The organism is Streptomyces spinosus (genome assembly GCF_020400655.1).
Taxonomy (GTDB): domain Bacteria; phylum Actinomycetota; class Actinomycetes; order Streptomycetales; family Streptomycetaceae; genus Streptomyces; species Streptomyces argyrophylli.
This window is the reverse complement of record NZ_JAINRC010000032.1, coordinates 1-15,322: the sequence shown is the minus strand read 5'-3', so window position 1 is coordinate 15,322 and position 15,322 is coordinate 1. Positions and strand designations below refer to the sequence as shown.

General features: G+C 72.9%; 15 protein-coding genes. 8 read left to right on the top strand and 7 right to left on the bottom strand.

Annotation, left to right across the window (positions count from 1 at the left end):
• Positions 1–20: 20 nt before the first annotated feature.
• A complete protein-coding gene (locus LG395_RS38715; RefSeq protein WP_225814041.1) occupies positions 21–1,484 on the bottom strand; it encodes a DHA2 family efflux MFS transporter permease subunit in 1,464 nt (487 codons plus the stop codon).
• A 91-nt stretch (positions 1,485–1,575) separates the two neighbouring features.
• Between LG395_RS38715 and LG395_RS38710 the strand changes: the two genes are divergently transcribed.
• A complete protein-coding gene (locus tag LG395_RS38710) occupies positions 1,576–2,007 on the top strand; it encodes a MarR family winged helix-turn-helix transcriptional regulator (RefSeq protein ID WP_225813927.1) in 432 nt (143 codons plus the stop codon).
• 93 nt (positions 2,008–2,100) lie between these two features.
• Here LG395_RS38710 and LG395_RS38705 read toward each other — a convergent pair whose 3' ends face one another.
• On the bottom strand, positions 2,101–2,856 hold the full coding sequence (locus LG395_RS38705) for a helix-turn-helix domain-containing protein (RefSeq protein ID WP_225813926.1): 756 nt from the start codon (positions 2,854–2,856) through the stop codon (positions 2,101–2,103).
• A 240-nt stretch (positions 2,857–3,096) separates the two neighbouring features.
• On the opposite strand from LG395_RS38705, the gene LG395_RS38700 reads away from it, so the two are divergent.
• Entirely contained in the window at positions 3,097–3,762 is a 666-nt protein-coding gene (locus LG395_RS38700) for a DUF4097 family beta strand repeat-containing protein (protein ID WP_225813925.1), read from the top strand.
• Between the two features lie 82 nt (positions 3,763–3,844).
• Here LG395_RS38700 and LG395_RS38695 read toward each other — a convergent pair whose 3' ends face one another.
• The 4 genes from LG395_RS38695 to LG395_RS38680 form a co-directional block, all read right to left on the bottom strand.
• Complete coding sequence (locus tag LG395_RS38695; protein WP_372463524.1) at positions 3,845–4,369, bottom strand: DinB family protein; 525 nt, start codon at positions 4,367–4,369, stop codon at positions 3,845–3,847.
• A gap of 114 nt (positions 4,370–4,483) precedes the next feature.
• Positions 4,484–5,251, bottom strand: coding sequence for a type I methionyl aminopeptidase (gene map, locus LG395_RS38690; protein WP_225813923.1), 768 nt, complete (start codon positions 5,249–5,251; stop codon positions 4,484–4,486).
• 179 nt (positions 5,252–5,430) lie between these two features.
• Positions 5,431–6,054 carry a histidine phosphatase family protein gene (locus LG395_RS38685; protein WP_225813921.1) on the bottom strand — a complete coding sequence of 208 codons (624 nt, stop codon included), beginning with the start codon at positions 6,052–6,054 and terminating at the stop codon, positions 5,431–5,433.
• 246 nt (positions 6,055–6,300) lie between these two features.
• Positions 6,301–7,101 carry a phosphotransferase gene (locus tag LG395_RS38680; RefSeq protein WP_225813919.1) on the bottom strand — a complete coding sequence of 267 codons (801 nt, stop codon included), beginning with the start codon at positions 7,099–7,101 and terminating at the stop codon, positions 6,301–6,303.
• 650 nt (positions 7,102–7,751) lie between these two features.
• Between LG395_RS38680 and LG395_RS38675 the strand changes: the two genes are divergently transcribed.
• Complete coding sequence (locus tag LG395_RS38675) at positions 7,752–8,915, top strand: serine hydrolase domain-containing protein (protein WP_225813917.1); 1,164 nt, start codon at positions 7,752–7,754, stop codon at positions 8,913–8,915.
• Here LG395_RS38675 and LG395_RS38670 read toward each other — a convergent pair.
• Positions 8,912–10,357 (bottom strand): MFS transporter, encoded by a 1,446-nt coding sequence (locus tag LG395_RS38670; protein ID WP_225813915.1) that lies wholly within the window; start codon positions 10,355–10,357, stop codon positions 8,912–8,914. The two genes, LG395_RS38675 and LG395_RS38670, sit on opposite strands and share 4 nt — an antisense overlap.
• 197 nt (positions 10,358–10,554) lie before the next feature.
• On the opposite strand from LG395_RS38670, the gene LG395_RS38665 reads away from it, so the two are divergent.
• The 5 genes from LG395_RS38665 (at position 10,555) to LG395_RS41840 (ending at position 15,049) form a co-directional block, all read left to right on the top strand.
• Positions 10,555–11,298: a TetR/AcrR family transcriptional regulator gene (locus LG395_RS38665; RefSeq protein ID WP_225813914.1), complete on the top strand. Its 744-nt coding sequence runs from the start codon at positions 10,555–10,557 to the stop codon at positions 11,296–11,298.
• Between the two features lie 97 nt (positions 11,299–11,395).
• Entirely contained in the window at positions 11,396–11,953 is a 558-nt protein-coding gene (locus LG395_RS38660; RefSeq protein ID WP_225813913.1) for a pyridoxamine 5'-phosphate oxidase family protein, read from the top strand.
• A 243-nt stretch (positions 11,954–12,196) separates the two neighbouring features.
• Entirely contained in the window at positions 12,197–13,102 is a 906-nt protein-coding gene (locus LG395_RS38655) for an EamA family transporter (protein WP_225814039.1), read from the top strand.
• Between the two features lie 333 nt (positions 13,103–13,435).
• On the top strand, positions 13,436–14,014 hold the full coding sequence (locus LG395_RS38650; protein ID WP_225813912.1) for a GNAT family N-acetyltransferase: 579 nt from the start codon (positions 13,436–13,438) through the stop codon (positions 14,012–14,014).
• A gap of 366 nt (positions 14,015–14,380) precedes the next feature.
• Positions 14,381–15,049 (top strand): DUF3566 domain-containing protein, encoded by a 669-nt coding sequence (locus tag LG395_RS41840; protein ID WP_225813911.1) that lies wholly within the window; start codon positions 14,381–14,383, stop codon positions 15,047–15,049.
• The last annotated feature ends 273 nt before the right edge of the window (positions 15,050–15,322 follow it).

Genomic DNA, 15,322 nt, shown 5'->3' with positions numbered 1-15,322 from the left:
GTCCACCGCCCCGGGGACGGTCAGGAGCCGACCCGGTCGCGTCGGCGCCCGCGGACGACGGGACGGCCGGTCCCGGCCCCGCTGCCGCGGGCGGCGGCACGGGCGGGGCCGTCGGGCAGGGTGAAGGTGAAGACCGCCGTCGCCGCCGCGATCGCGGCGAGGGCGAGATACGCGTGCTGGTAGGCGGTGACGGGTGGTGACGCGCCGGTGTCCGGCGCGGTGCCGAGGACGAGGGCCGTGGTCACCGCGGCCGGCGCGAGCGCGCCGCCGGTCTGGCGGACGACCGTGTTCAGCATGGTGGCCTGCGCGAGGTCCGCCCGGTCGACGGTGGCCAGGGAGGCGACCGTGGTCGGTATGAAGAAGCAGCCGATCGCGGCCCCGAACAGGAACATGCAGCCCCGGAAGGCCCACAGGCCGGTGTCCGCGTCGCAGGTGGCGAGGAGCACCAGCACCGCGCTGACGCCGGTCATGCCGCAGCCGACGATCAGGCGCGGACCGACCCTGGCGTACAGGACGCCGGCGATCTGCACGGTCAGCAGGACGCCGAACGCCTCGGGGAAGGTGGTCAGTCCGGACTCCAGTGCCGTGCGTCCCTGGGCCTGCTGGAGGAAGAGGGGGCTCAGGTACAGGGCGCCCATGATGGGGACGAGGCCGACCAGATTGATCAGGTTGGTGTCCCGGAGGAGCCGGTCGGTGAACAGCCGTAGCCGCAGCAGGGGGTGGGCGGTGCGCAGTTCGACGGCGACGGCGGCGGCCACCAGCACCGCGCCGAGGACCAGGGAGACGAGGACGGCGGGGGAGGTCCAGCCGCGGTTGGGTCCCTCGCTGACGCCGAACATCGCGGTGCCCAGCGCCCCCGCGCTCAGCAGCAGGCCCGGCAGGTCGAAGCGGCCCGGCCGGCCGCCGCGGTCACCGGCCAGGAACAGCGTGCCGAACAGCACCGCCGGCAGGCCGACCGGCAGATTGACGTAGAAGACCCACCGCCAGGACAGGTGGTCCACCAGCAGCCCGCCCAGCACGGGGGCCGCGGCCGGGGCGATCTGCTGCGGAATGATCATGTAACGGGAGATGCGCACCTGCTCCGCGGCGTCGAAGGTGCCGAACAGCAGCGCGGCGGAGGCCGGGAAGAGGACGCCGGCCGACAGCCCCTGGACGGCACGGTAGACGACGAGCTGGCCCAGTCCGGCCGCCGCCCCGCACAGCAGCGACGAGCCGAGGAAACCGGCCAGGGCGGTCAGCAGGACGCGTTTGCCGCCGAAGCGTTCGACCAGCCAGGCCGAGGCGGGTACGGCCATGGCCAGGCAGACCGGGTAGACCACGACCACCCCGTCCAGCGCGGCGGTGGTCAGCCGGAACTGACGGGCGATCGAGGGCAGGGCCACCGTCGTGATCGCTCCGTCGACGATCGCGATGAACGTCACGCTGACGCACACGACGGGGACGACCAGACGCTGGCTGATGCGGGCGGGCAGGGCGGACAGCACGGAGTGACGTCGGCGCATATGCTGAGCATACGCACTATGTGCTTACTCAGCATATGGCTTTCACGCTGCGGGACAGGGGAGACTGGGCACCATGGCAGTGCAGGGCAGCAGCGACATCCTGATCGACGAGCTGTACGAGACGACGTACCGGCTACGGCAGTTCGTGGAGACCCGGTTGAGGGAGAAGGGGGCCTCCGTGGCCCGGCTGCGCGCCATGCGCATGCTGGCCCAGGCCCGCAAGCCGCTGCGGATGCGGGACCTGAGCGAGATGGCGGGCATCGCGGCCCGTACCGCCACCACGATCGTGGACAGCCTCGAGCGCGACGGCCTCGTGGAGCGGGTGCGCCATCCGCAGGACCGGCGCGCCTTCCTGGTGCGGCTGACCGAGGAGGGCCTGCGCTGTCACCGCGAGGCGGAGGAGATCGACCGCCTCGCCCTCGCCGAGGCGACCGCCGCCCTGGACGCGGACGACCGCGCACACCTGCGGGCCCTGCTGGGGCGCATCCGCGACCACACCGTCTGACGGCGACGCCACGGCGACGTCCCGACCGGCTCCGGTCGGCTCCGGTCGGCTCCGGTCGGCCTGCGGGAAGGGGTATGCGGGTGGGCCGGGCGGTTATCCGTCGTTCAGGCCGGGCCGGGCCGGGTCGTCCGGGGTGGTCAGGGGCTTGGTGTGGAGGACTTCGCGGGCCTGCTCGGCGGCGCGGGTGATGCTCTCGCTGATGAAGTCGAGGAAGCGGGCGACGTTTTCCAGGCGGGTGGCGGCGGGGGTGTGAGGGCCGAGGACGGCGACGCCTCGGCGTGCCGTTTCCACGAGCTGGTCGTTGGCGCGGGCACTGGCGATCGTCGCTTGATAGAAGAGCTCGTCGTCGACGACGTAGCGGTCGCGGCGGCGTTCGTCGCGTTCCCGGCGGACCAGGCTCTGACCCTCCAGGAAGGTGATCGCCTTGGAGATGGACGCCGGGCTGACCTGGAGACGCCGAGCGAGTTCGGACGCGGTGAGGCTGCCCGCGTCGGTGGTGAACAGGCACGTCAGCACCCGGGCCGTCATCCTGGGCAGTCCCGAGGCCATGAGGACGGTGGTGAGCGTCTCCTCGTACTCGGCCACGGCCTCGGCGTCGCGTCCGTGCGGCTGGGGGACCGACCGCGGGTCCCGGGCGGAGGCGGGCCCGCGCCGGCGTGCGCGGCGTTCGGTGGCGCGGTGGGCCAGCTCGGCACGGTAGGCGGTGGGGCCGCCGTTGCGCATCACCTCACGGGTGATCGTGGAGGTCGGACGGCCGAGGCGCCGGGCGATCTCGGCGTAGGCGAGGCCGTCGGCCAGGCCGAGCGCGATCTGCCGGCGTTCCTGTTGGGTGAGCCTGCCTCCCGGCAACGGGGCCTCCTCGGAGATGGGGATCTGTCACGGCGGTCGGTGATCCTCAGCATAGCGTTCACCCCTCACTCATTGCAATGGCGTGAGCGATGCCCGTTGCGTTACCTGCGAACTCGTTGCAACACTTGATGGCCTGTGAGCTGCATGTCTGTCATTCAAGTGCAACAAGTGCGTTGCCGAACTATGGAAAGCAACGTAGCTTTTCCAATGTCGGAAACATCAACGCACGCAGGAGAGACGATGCAGAAGTTCGACACCCCCGCCCCGGTCTCCGCCGTCATCGACGTCCCGGCCGGACTCATCCAGGTCATCGCCTCGGACCGCGCCGACACCACCGTCGAGGTCCGGCCCGCCGATCCCTCCAGGTCCCGGGACACCAAGGCCGCCGAGCGGACCAGCGTCACCTACGCCGACGGCGTCCTGCGGATCACGGCCCCGGCCGGCGGCAACCAGCTCTTGGGTCCCTCCGGTTCCCTGGAGGTCACCGTCCAGCTGCCCGCGGGCTCCGGCATCGAGGGCAGGGCCGCCGGCGCCGAGTTCCGGGGAGTCGGACGCCTCGGCGACGTCACCTTCGACGGCGCGTACCGCCGGTTCAAGGCCGACGAGGCCGCGAGCGTCCGCCTCACCGCGGTCGACGGCGACGTGGAGGTCGGCCGGCTGAACGGGTCGGCGGACATCAGCACCGCCAGGGGCGACATCCGGATCGACGAGGCCGCGAAGGGAACGGTCGTGCTCCGTACCCAGTCCGGCGACATCTCGGTCGCCGCCGCCAACGGGGTCTCGGCGACCCTGGACGCCGAAACCGGCTTCGGCCGCGTGCACAACGCCTTCAAGAACGACGGCACCACCGCGCTGGACGTCCGCGCCACCACCTCCCACGGGGACATCTCCGCTCGCAGCCTGTGAAGGAGCGGAGCCGGGACCGATCGGCCGGGCGGTCCGCGCCCGACGGTCCGGTGGGGCGGGGAGCCGGTCCCAAGGGGGGTGTCTAGGTGGTCAGAACCAGCCAGCGGCGGCCGTCGATGAGCTCTCGGGCCGCGTCGAGGTGGCCGGCGTGGCAGGCGGTCTCGGTGATGACGTGCAGCAGGACGTCGCGCAGGGTGTGCAGGTGCGGTTCACCGAACAGGTCGTGGGGCCACCAGGCCGGTCCGGCGTCCGCAGCGGTGCCGTCGATCACGGCATCGGCGAGTTCCGTCTCCTGCCGGTACCGGTCGAGCACGTCGGCGGCCGGCACCCCCGGTTCCACCCTCCACGCTTCGTCGCCGCTCGTCAGAGTGCGGACGACCTCCTCGTCCCCGGCGACGACCGCGCGGAACCAGAACCGCTCCACGTCCAGCGCGAGGTGCTGGACCAGCCCCAGGCAGTGCCATCCGGAGGGCAGCACGGGCCGTCGCAGATCCTCGGCGTCGAGCCCTTCGAGGATGCCGAGAACGTGGCGCCGCTGTCCGTGCAGGACCCGGAGGAGTGCCCCGACCTCATCGTCCGGAATCTTTTCGCTCAGACTTTCGATCACGGTCACCCATGTTCTCCGAATCCGGTCGGTCGCGCAGGGGGTTGTCCGAAGTCGCCGCACCGCAGGCCGGCGCCGACCCGGCCGGCATCCCCGAACCGTGCGCCTCAGCGGGCGTCAGGGCAGGGTCAGGACACGGGGGCCCTGGTCGGTGACGGCGACGGTGTGCTCGAAGTGGGCGGCCCTGCTGCCGTCGACGGTGCGCAGGGTCCAGCCGTCGGCATCGGTGCGGTAGGTGTTCCGCCCGCCGGCCATGAGCATGGGTTCGATGGCGAGGACCAGGCCGTGACGGAGGGGGAAGCCCCGGCCGGGGCGGCCGCGGTTGGGGACGTGAGGGTCTTCGTGCATCCGGCGGCCGATGCCGTGGCCGCCGAAGTCGGCGGGCATGCCGCAGGCCGCCCCGCGGGCGACGGTGTCGATGGCGTGGGAGATGTCACCGATGCGACCGCCGACCCGGGCGGCTGCGATGCCGGCGTCGAGGGCCTGCCGGGTGGCGTCGATCAGTTCGAGGTCGCCGGGGCGCGGCGTCCCCACGGTGAAGCTGATGGCGGCGTCGCCCGTCCAGCCGTCGAGTTCGGCACCGCAGTCGATGCTCACCAGGTCGCCGTCGCGCAGCCGGTAGCCGGTGGGGATGCCGTGCGAGACGGCGTCGTTGACGGACGTGCAGATCACGGCCGGGAAGGCGACCGGGGCGAAGGACGGCCGGTACCCGAGGAACGGGGAACCGGCCCCGGCCTCGGCCAGCACCGACCGGGCCGCTTCGTCGAGTTCCCGCAGGGACACCCCCACGTCCGCTGCCTCCCGGACCGCGTCCAGGGCACGGGCCACCACGCGCCCGGCTTCCCGCATCGCCTCCAGTGCGGCATCGGTCTTGATCTCCACCATGTGTTCGTCTCCACGGAGCACGTCGAACCAATACTTATACCGGTATTAGTATCACGGTCCTGGTGGCGGCTCCTCATCACCGTGACGCGGTGACGGCTCCTCACACCGTGGCGCGGTGGCGGCTCGACGGAAGCCGAACCCCCGGGGCCGGACGTTCCCCTCCCCCGCCGGGGGCGCCCTCAGATGTGAAGTTCGGGGGGAAAGCCCGTCCAGCGAAGTTCGGCGGGCAGGTGTCGCATGTCGTTGGAGACGAGGAGGGAGGCGGCTCGGCCGGGGGCGTAGCGGATGACGGTGAGTGCGGCGTTGCCGTGGTTGAGTCCGAGCCAGCGCCACTCCGGTGCGTACAGGGCGTCCCGGACGAGCCAGGCGATGAGGAAGTTGTGCGTGACGACCAGTTCGTGCCGGTCCTCATCGCCGTCCACCGGCCCGGTGAACAGGTCCAGCGCCTGGCGGGCGAGCGCGGGACCCCGCTCGCGCTCCTCTTCGCCGGCGGCGGCGAGGAAACGGAGGTAGAAATCCGCCGGGCCGGCCGGAAGTTCGTCCCGCTGCGGTATGTAGGGCACGTAGTCACCGGCGACTTCCGAGACGCGCAGAGGCACGTTCTCGAGGTGGTCGCCGATCAGCCGTGCGGTCTGTTCGGCCCGTGGGAGGGGGCCGTGGTGAACGGTCGTGAAGGGGATGTCCCGCAGGCGTCGGCCGAGCAGTTCGGCTTGCCGCCGACCGGCCGGTGTCAGTCCGCTCTCGTCGGGCGTCGCCTCGCCGTGCCGGACGAGATACAGGTAACGGGTGGCCGCGCCGGTCATGTGGGGCTCCTCTGCGTCTCCTGCACCCTCTGCACCCTCTGCGTGCACTGGTGCTCTTGTGCACCAGTGGACGCCGCCCCGGTGGTGCCAGTTCCCCCCGCCCCGAACCGCGGGCGGGGCGGCCCCCGAGCGGCGGCCTCCCTCACACCGTGACGAGCATATGTGCCAAGGGGCCCAGGCGAAGAGCAGGCCAAGGGGCTGGGGGACGGTCGGAGGTGTTCCGGATCCGCCCATCACCGAACCCGGTCAGTGCAGCAGGGCGGCCGTGAACGTCTCGCGGTGATCCGCCAGCCAGGTCTGCAGACGGTCCCAGCGCTCCCAGCCACCACGCTCGGCCAGCGCCTGGAGGTAGACGGGATCGCCGTCGGCCACGCGGCGGGCGACGAAGGCCCGGCAGACCTCCGTGGCCTGCTCGACGACGCCGGGCAACTCGGCGCGCCCCTCCTCCGGGAGACCGTAGCCGTCGGCAAGGATCCGCAGCCGTGCGGGCACGTCCAGCCCCGGTGGGTGGACGGCGGCTGCCGATACGGGATCGAGCATGGGCACCCATTGACGAGCGGTCATGGCGATGTCCCACAGGGGGCGGCCCGGGGCCGCCAGGTCGAAATCGATCAGGGCGGCGGCACGGCCGTCGCGGAAGACGACGTTGTCCGGGCACACGTCGTTGTGGCACAGCACCGTTCCCCCCTCCGGATCGGCCAGGTCCCGGGGCCACTCGGCACGGGTGTCCACCACGACGTCCGCGGCGGCCTCGTGCAGGCGCCGCAGCAGGATCCCCACCGATTCGAGGGCGGCGTCCGTCATCGCCCAGTCCGGGTACGGCGGCAGTGCCACGTCCCCCGGGATGAAGGTCAGCCGCTCACGACCGTCCGCGGTGAGACCGACAGGGGTCGGCGCCGCGTCGAAGCCGCGCTCCTTCAGCGCGAGGAGACAGGCGTGCAGGGCGCGCGCGTTGCGCGGGGCCGGGCGCTCGACCAGCGCGCCCCGGCGGAAGACCGCCCCCGCGTTCGCCATGCCGCCGACCAGCGCCTCTTTCTCAGCCGTCATGACGATCACGCTATCGCCAGGGTGACCGGGCCGGGGCGGCGTTCGGGCGGACAGGCACCCACGGCGAGCGTCGAGGCCGTGCCGGTGTCCCCGGGGCGGCGCGGTCACGGTCCGCTCGCGCGGGCAGGCGCGTCAGCGGAGCAGGGCCTCGCGGAGGCGGGTGCGCGACACGTCCGGCCGCCCGTCCGGATCTCCGCGCGGGCGCGGCCTACCCGGCTCGGCCGGCGGGGCCGGTGTCACGGCGGCCTCGGTGAACAGGTCACCGGTCCGGACAGTACGGTGAGCCGCAGCTCTGACCGGGAGCCGAAAGGGTCCGCGACACCGGGCATGCTCATGTCGTCGCATCGGCCAGCGAACCGCTGGTCAGGCCGGACGGGCTTTCGCGGGACGCGGGTGCCGGGCGAGCGCGGCGGCGTTGGGGTGGTCACGCGTCGGCAGCGGCGCTGTGAACGTGCCTTCCGGGACGCTTGAGGGCGCCCGAGCAGGTCCGCGACCACGACCTCTCCGCACTCTCGAGCTGCGCCGAGTTCCACGCACCACGCGTCCCGCGAGGGCCGGCGTCCGAGGCGCGGAACCGTCATGGTGGAGCGGTGATTTTCCGTCGGCCGCGGAGTCGTACACATGACGACCACTCGACCGGAAGGCCACCGATGAACACGCTGCGCGACACCCTGCACCGGTATGTCGACGAGGGGAAGGTGCCGGGCGCCGTCGGCCTGGTCGCCCGCGGGGACGACGTGGAGGTGGTGACCGCCGGCTCGCTGGACACCGGCGGGACGGCGCCGATGGCGCGGGACTCGCTCTTCCGGATCGCGTCCCTCACCAAGCCCGTCACCGCGGCGGCGGTGCTGATGCTCGTGGAGGAGGGACGGCTCGCCCTGGACGCCCCGGTCGAGCGGTGGCTGCCGGAGCTGGCGGAGCCGGTCGTGGTACGCACCCCCGACGCCCCGGTCGACGACGTCGTCCCGGCGGCCCGCCCGATCACGGTCGAGGACCTGCTCAGCTCGCGCACCGGCTGGGGCTTCCCCGACGACTTCTCCCTCCCGGCGGTGCGGTCCCTGTTCACGGTGCAGAAGGACGGCCGCGCCCTGCAGGACTGGCCGGACCCGGACACCTGGCTGGGCCTCCTCGCGCGGGTGCCGATGCTGCACCACCCGGGGGAGGCCTGGCTGTACGGCACCTCCTCCGACCTCCAGGGCATCCTGGTCGCCCGCGCGTCGGGCCGTACGCTCCCCGACTTCCTCGCGGAACGCCTCTTCGAGCCGCTGGGCATGCGGGACACGGCCTTCGAGGTCCCGGAGACGAAGCGGCGCCGCTTCACCTCGTCGTACAACCCGGCCCCGGACGGCACCCTGCAACCGGCGGACACCCCCGACGGGATGTGGAGCCGCCTGCCGCGCTTCCACTCGGGCGGCGGGGGCCTCGTCTCCACGGCCGACGACTGGCTGGCCTTCGCCCGCATGCTGCTGCACGGAGGCGAGGGCAACGGCCGGCGCCTGCTGACCCGCACCTCGGTCAGCCGCATGACCGGCAACCACCTCACGGCGGAGCAGCGCGCCCGCGCCACGCTGTTCCTGGAGGGCCAGGGCTGGGGCTACGGCGGCCAGGTCGACGTCACCCCGGCCGACCCCTGGAACGTCCCCGGCCGCTACGGCTGGGTGGGCGGCACGGGCACGACGGCGCACCTCGTCCCGGCCACGGGCACGGTCGCGATCCTGCTCACACAGGTGGCGATGGACAACCCGACGCCGACGCCGCTGATGCGGGACTTCTGGAGGAGCGTGGCCGGACGGTCGTCCCTGACCGGGGCCTAACCGTGCGCCCGCCGGGCGTGCCTGGGCAGCAGGCCCACCAGCAGCAACGTCAGGACGTCGAGGCACGCGGCGACGGCGAAGACCAGTTCGGCGGCGGCGAGCGAGGAAGGGCCGGAGGGGTGTCCGGCCCGGGCGAGGAACACCGTGCCGAGGGCGGCGACGCCGAGGGCCCCGGCGAACTGCTGGACGGCGTTGAGCAGACCCGCGCCGGTGCCGACCTCCTCGGCGGTGGCGTCGCCGATGACGAAGTCGACCAGCGGCACGAACACCAGTCCGGAACCGAACCCGGTGAGCAGCAGGGCGGGCGCCAGCCTCCAGACGGTGATGCCGGCGCCCCAGTGGGCGACGGACCACCACAGGCCGAGCAGGCCGAGGACGGCGACAGCCAGTCCCCCGCGCAGGCCGGCCCGTCCCAGCTTCTCGGCGAGCACGGCGCCGGAGAGCAGGACGGCGACGGCGGTGCCGAGGGCCCAGGGGACCAGCGCGAGGCCCGTGTGCAGCGGGGTCCAGCGCATGCCCTGTTGCAGCAGCAGGTTGACGACGAGGACGAACGCGCTCAGCGAGGCGTGGAAGCCGGCCACGATCACCAGGCCGACGACGAAGCTGCGCTTGCGGAACAGCGACGGCGCGATGACCGGGTGCGCGCTGTGCCGTTGGGAGACGACGAACAGGGCGAGCAGGACGACCGCGGCGGCCATCATGACGTAGGTCCAGACGGGCCAGCCGAGATCGCGCCCCTGGATGAGCGGGACGATGAGCAGGGCGGAGGCGGCGGTGAGCAGGCCGACGCCGGTGAGGTCGAGGCGGGCGGCCGGGTCCTCCCCGCCGTGGCGGGGCAGGACGCGCCGTCCCAGGAGGGCGGCGGCGACGCCGAACGGGACGTTGATCAGGAAGATGGGGCGCCACTGGCTGCCGAACAGGTCCAGGTGGAGCAGCCAGCCGGCCAGGATGGGCCCGCCCACCGTGGTCAGGCCCATCAGCGGGCCGACCGGGGTGAGCGCCCTGCGCAGGTGCTGGGGCGGGAAGACGACCTTCACGAGGGCGAGGCCCTGCGGGATCATCACCGATCCGCACAGGCCCTGCGCCGTACGGGCGACGATCAGGAAGACCGGGTCCGGGGCGAGGCCGCAGGCCAGCGAGGCCAGGGTGAAGCCGGTCATGCCGAGGAGGAACAGCCGACGGCGCCCGAGCAGGTCCCCGAGCCGTCCCGAGGTGACCAGGCCGAGCGCGAAGGCGGCGGTGTAGGCGCTCAGCACCCACTGCACCGTCACCTCGCCGCCGCCGAGGTCGGCGCGGATGGAGGGGCCGGCGAGGTTGGCGATGCCGGAGTCGATCAGATCCATGAGGTCGGCGAGGACCACGACGGCCAGGACGAGCCAGGCGGTGCGCGGTGGCGCTGGGGTGGTGGGCGCTTGGGATGCGTGCTGCTGGTCGATGGACACGAACACTGTTCTATAGGTGAACAGTGTTCGTTACAACAGGAACGGCGTTCAGAGTGACTCAGAACACTGTTCGTCACCGTTTTCCGCGCCGCCCACCGCCCACCGCGCTCCGCCTACCGCCCGCGGCCCACCGCCTTGCCCGAACGCTGTTCGCGGTCCCACCGAACACCGTTCGCCGGCTGGGTAGACTGCTCCGTATGTCACCGACCCCGCAGCAGCGGCGCGCAGCACGGCACCAGCTCGCCACCGATCCGGCCGCACCCACGGCCCGGCGCGGGTCCGGCGGGCGCAAGAAGCCCATCACGGTCGAGGCCATCGTCAGCACCGCGTTCGCCATCGTGGAGAAGGAGGGCTACGACGCCCTCACGATGCGGCGCGTGGCCACCGAGCTGGAGACGGGCCCGTCGTCGCTGTACGCCCACGTGGTCAACAAGGAGGACCTGGACGAGCTGCTCATCGGCCGCCTGTGTGCCCGGATCGAGTTGCCCGAGCCGGACCCCGCCCGCTGGCGGCAGCAGATCACCGGCGTCTGCGCCCAGCTGCGCGACCAGTACCTGCGGTACCCGGGCATCTCCCGGGCGGCCTTCGCCGCCGCCCCGTCCCATCTGGACACGCTGCGCGTCAGCGAGGGGATGCTCGCCATCCTCCTCGCCGGGGGCATCGACCCGCAGGTCGCCGCCTGGGCGATCGACTCGCTCCAGCTCTACGTCAACGCCTACAGCCTGGAGGTCTCCCTGGCGAACAAGCGGCTCAGCCGGAGTGACGACACCTGGGTGGTCGGCCGCGAGGAACTGCTGCGCCGGTTCGCCGCGCTGCCCGACACCTTCCCCCGGACCAAGCGCTACGCCGCCGAGCTGACCGCCGGGACCGTGCAGGACCGCTTCGACTTCACCATCGGCCTGATGATCGACGGGCTCCCGGGGGCACGGCGAGACGCGTGAGCCGGCCGGGGTCCCGGGCGGCGTGTCCGGCGCGGGATCCGGAAGGACGGGTGTCTGCGGAGGGGAAGGTGTCTCCGGGAGAGAAGGGAGATCCGCCATGCCCGCACAAGGCCCAGCGACCCACCCCACGGCCGAGCTCGACGCCCGCTACAGCTCCGCGACCAACCCCCGCCCGGGTGCCGCGGACGTCACCGCCACCGAGTGGGCCGAGGCCGAGCGGGGGCTGGAGGCCGCCGAGGTCTTCTGGGTCTCCACGGTGCGGCCCGACGGCAGGCTGCACGTCACCCCCGTCATCGCCGCCTGGTACGACGGAGTGCTGTACTTCGCCACCGGTCCCGGCGAGCAGAAGGCCCGGAACCTCGCCCACGACGCGCACTGCGCGCTGACCACCGGGGGGAACTCCCTCACCCGAGGACTTGACCTGGTCGTCGAGGGCACGGCGGAGCCCGTCACCGACCGGGCGGTTCTGGAACAGGTCATCACGGCGTACGAGGCGAAGTACGGGCCGCACATCACCTCGCCCGAGGGCCCCTTCCACGGCATCGGCGACGCGTTCCGGCGAGGGGACGCGGTGGTGTTCGCGCTGACCCCGGCCACGGCGTACGGCTTCGGCCGGAACGACGGGGTGTACTCGCACACGCGGTGGACGTTCTGACCGTCCCGGTCCCGGCACCGGTCACCTTCGCGCGCGGTCCGGGAAGCCGGCGATCAGCGTGCGGGCCTGGTGTTCAGCGGGCGGTGAGCGACGGCACCGCCCGCTGCCGGGCCGGGCGCGAACGCAGGCGCGAGGGGGATGCCGTCCTGACCTGCGCGAGGACCTCCGCCCAGGAGGCCACGGGCGCGGCCGGACAAAACATGTGACGGGTCACGTCCGGCCGCCGATAATCACGACGTGGCCATGATGAACGTCGACACGGCGGAACGCGGCACCTCCCCCCGGTTCTCGCTGACCGCGTCGGCCGGACGTGGCTTCGGCGCGCTCCCGCCGACGGCGCTGGTGATGCTCGGCATCGTCAGCGTGCAGGTGGGCTCGGCACTGGCCAAGCACCTGTTCAGCGCGGTGGGCAGCTTCGGGACCGTCGCGTTACGGCTGTTCTTCGCGGCGGCGGTGCTGGTGGCGCTGTGGCGGCCGTCGCCGCGTATGCCCCGTCGCGCCTGGACGGTCGTGCTCGGCTACGGCGTGGTCCTCGGCCTGATGAACCTGTGCTTCTACCTGTCCCTGGCCCGGATTCCGCTGGGGATCGCGGTGACCACGGAGTTCCTCGGGCCGCTGGTGGTGGCGCTGGCCGGGTCGCGGCGATGGCCGGACGCGTTCTGGGCCCTGCTCGCGGCAGGCGGTGTGGTCCTGCTGATGGAGGGACGCGGCGACCTCGACCTCGTCGGGTTCCTGTTCGCCCTCGCCGCGGGAACGTGCTGGGGTCTGTACATCCTGCTCGGCGCGGCACTGGGCCGCCACACCTCGGAGGGCAACGGCCTGGCGCTGGGCATGGCCGTCGCGGCGCTGGTGGCCGTGCCCTTCGGTGTGGCCGACAGCGGTACGGCGCTGCTCCAGCCGTGGATCCTGCTCGCCGGGCTCGGCGTCGCACTGTTGTCGTCGGTGATCCCGTACTCGCTGGATCTGGAGGCGCTGCGCAGGATGCCCCCGCGCGTGTTCGGCATCCTGATGAGCCTCGAACCGGCGATGGCGGCGCTCATCGGCCTCGTCGTACTGCGCGAGTCGCTGCTCTGGTCGCAGTGGCTGGCGGTGCTGTGCGTGGTGGCCGCGTCGGCGGGCGCCACCCGCGGCACCCGGCCGGATGCCTAGGCCGTTTCGCCAGGGGTGACTACGCCGTGGCGTCCGGTGGACCGGCGTGGTGGCAGACCCGTCCGGGCCGGCTGGAGCCGCGCGGCTCATGAGGGCGGCCGGGAGTGCGCCGCTGGTGAGCACCGGCGTCGGGTGACGGCCGCCCGGATACGGCCCAGCCCGCCCCGCACGCCCCGCGGTACCGGCCTCGGACACCGCGGCCCGGCGGCGGATGCGCCCCTCGCCAGCTGCCCACCGGGCGCCTCCACGGCGCCCCGCGGGCCGCGCCCGCGCGAACTGCGGCCCGGACATATCGCGTTGTGGCTCCGAGCCTGGCTGCGAGAGCATCCGGGCATGGACAAGCCTGCCGAAACGCTCACCTCCGACCGGGTCGTACTGCGCCGGTGGCGGACGACCGATCTCGATGCCCTGGACCGGGCCGTCTCCGAGTCCCTGGACCACCTCGTGCCGTGGATGCCCTGGGCGGCCGACCCCGGCCGGCAGCGGACCGCCGGCTTCCTGGCCCACACCCACGAGGAGTGGGAGACCGGACAGGCCTTCGGTTACGCGATCACCGTGGACGGCGTGGTGACCGGCAGTTGCGGTCTGCACCGGCGCATCGGTGCCGGCGGGTTCGACATCGGCTACTGGCTCCACCGCCACTGGACGGGACAGGGGATCGCCACGATGGCTGCCGGGGCGCTCGTCCGCCAGGGCTTCCGGCTGGCCGGCATCGACCGCATCGAGATCCATCACGACGCCGCCAACCCGGCCAGCGGGGCCGTGGCCGCCCGCCTGGGCTTCACCGAGGTCGGACGCGTACCGGCGCCCGAGGGGCCCGCAGCCCCCGGCGAGGTGGGACTCCACGTCATCTGGCGGATGACCCAGGACCAGTGGAGGGCGCGCGACTCCGAGGGCGCTCGGTCGGGCTGAGCCGGGACGCCGGCCGGGGCACCCGCACACCGGCCGTCACCGCGCACGTCGGGATTCCGCCCTTCGGGGCACGTGTCCGCCCTACGGCCGACACGCCCGTACACCCGTTCGGCCGTGTCGTCCGGGTGTGGTCCGGTGCCGCCCGGCGGGCGCGGTCCGGCCCGCCGTGAGGCGGTTCCCGCGCCGTCGCGGCCGGTTCGCGGGGCCGGTCCCCGGACCTCGTCCAGGTGCGGGGGCGCCCTGTCGCCGATACGGTCGTAGCCACGGACCAGCAGGCCCCGGAGGCCGCCGGGCGGCCGACCGAGGCTCACTACTCGCTGCGGGGAGGGCACTGCGGAAGCTGCCGGGCCAGTCAGGGAGACAGGCATGTTTCGAGGCAAGTGCAGGCCCCCGACCACCGCCGGAGAACAGGCGGCGGTGACACCGTGCGACGGAACCCACCGCTTCCCCGAAGAGGAGCCGCAGGAGTCTCGGAAGTCCCAGGAGTCCGGCGTAGCCGAGCGCGTCGGGTCCGTGCCGGCGTTCCCCGCCCCGGCCGGAGCCGCTCCACGGTCCGTCCCTCCCGGCGGACCGGACACAGGGCGCCCTGCCGGGAGCCGTCCGGCCGGGTCCGGCGCGGCCGCCGCCCCCGGGCCCCGGACGATCCGGATGCGCATATCCGAGGGCGACCCCTGGTCGGTGATGGTGACGAGCTTCCTGCTCCTCGCGGGTGTCGGCATCCTGGCGCTCGCCACCACGGTCGTCCTGTGGGTCCTGATGGAGGCCATGGCGCCGGACGTCCTGCCCGACCTGAGCACCGTCCTCGCCATCGGGATCGGCGTCGTCACCGTGGAGGTCGCCCTGGGCACGGGCCTGGCGACGCTGGGCACCTTCCTCTACAACCTGTCGTCCCTGTACAGCGGGGGCGTCGAGGTGTCCGTGACCGACGATCTGGACCTGCCACCGGCCGCCGCCCAGGTGCTGCCGGCCATGGCCGCGGCCCGGGCCCGTGTGCGCCGCTTCCTGCGCCGGCGCACCCTCCGGCCGCGGTCGTGATCACGGTGACGTACGCGCGGCCGTACGTCTGCCAACCCGCGTACGGCGCGAGGCGCGTGCGTCCCGGGTTCCTCAACATCTGATCCAGACCGCGCCACCACCCCGGCGGACTCCGCCGGGCCGCCGTGTGGAGGCACACCGTGCACTCCGGGTCACAGAGCTGTGCACGGACAAGTCATTCGGGGCGAATCGGCGTCATAGCGTCGAGTCACCAGGCCCGTCGAGTCCGAGGACATCCCCTTGACATCCGTGCAACACCCCTCAGTACCCACC

What these genes read in the sequence shown, in the direction of transcription:
- LG395_RS38655 (WP_225814039.1), top strand. Translation starts at nt 12,197, where the DNA reads ATGATGAACGTCGACACGGCGGAACGCGGCACCTCCCCCCGGTTCTCG.
- LG395_RS38680 (WP_225813919.1), bottom strand. Translation starts at nt 7,101, where the DNA reads ATGACGGCTGAGAAAGAGGCGCTGGTCGGCGGCATGGCGAACGCGGGG.
- LG395_RS38650 (WP_225813912.1), top strand. Translation starts at nt 13,436, where the DNA reads ATGGACAAGCCTGCCGAAACGCTCACCTCCGACCGGGTCGTACTGCGC.
- LG395_RS38710 (WP_225813927.1), top strand. Translation starts at nt 1,576, where the DNA reads ATGGCAGTGCAGGGCAGCAGCGACATCCTGATCGACGAGCTGTACGAG.
- LG395_RS38700 (WP_225813925.1), top strand. Translation starts at nt 3,097, where the DNA reads ATGCAGAAGTTCGACACCCCCGCCCCGGTCTCCGCCGTCATCGACGTC.
- LG395_RS38665 (WP_225813914.1), top strand. Translation starts at nt 10,555, where the DNA reads ATGTCACCGACCCCGCAGCAGCGGCGCGCAGCACGGCACCAGCTCGCC.
- LG395_RS38675 (WP_225813917.1), top strand. Translation starts at nt 7,752, where the DNA reads ATGAACACGCTGCGCGACACCCTGCACCGGTATGTCGACGAGGGGAAG.
- LG395_RS41840 (WP_225813911.1), top strand. Translation starts at nt 14,381, where the DNA reads ATGTTTCGAGGCAAGTGCAGGCCCCCGACCACCGCCGGAGAACAGGCG.
- LG395_RS38660 (WP_225813913.1), top strand. Translation starts at nt 11,396, where the DNA reads ATGCCCGCACAAGGCCCAGCGACCCACCCCACGGCCGAGCTCGACGCC.
- map (WP_225813923.1), bottom strand. Translation starts at nt 5,251, where the DNA reads ATGGTGGAGATCAAGACCGATGCCGCACTGGAGGCGATGCGGGAAGCC.
- LG395_RS38685 (WP_225813921.1), bottom strand. Translation starts at nt 6,054, where the DNA reads ATGACCGGCGCGGCCACCCGTTACCTGTATCTCGTCCGGCACGGCGAG.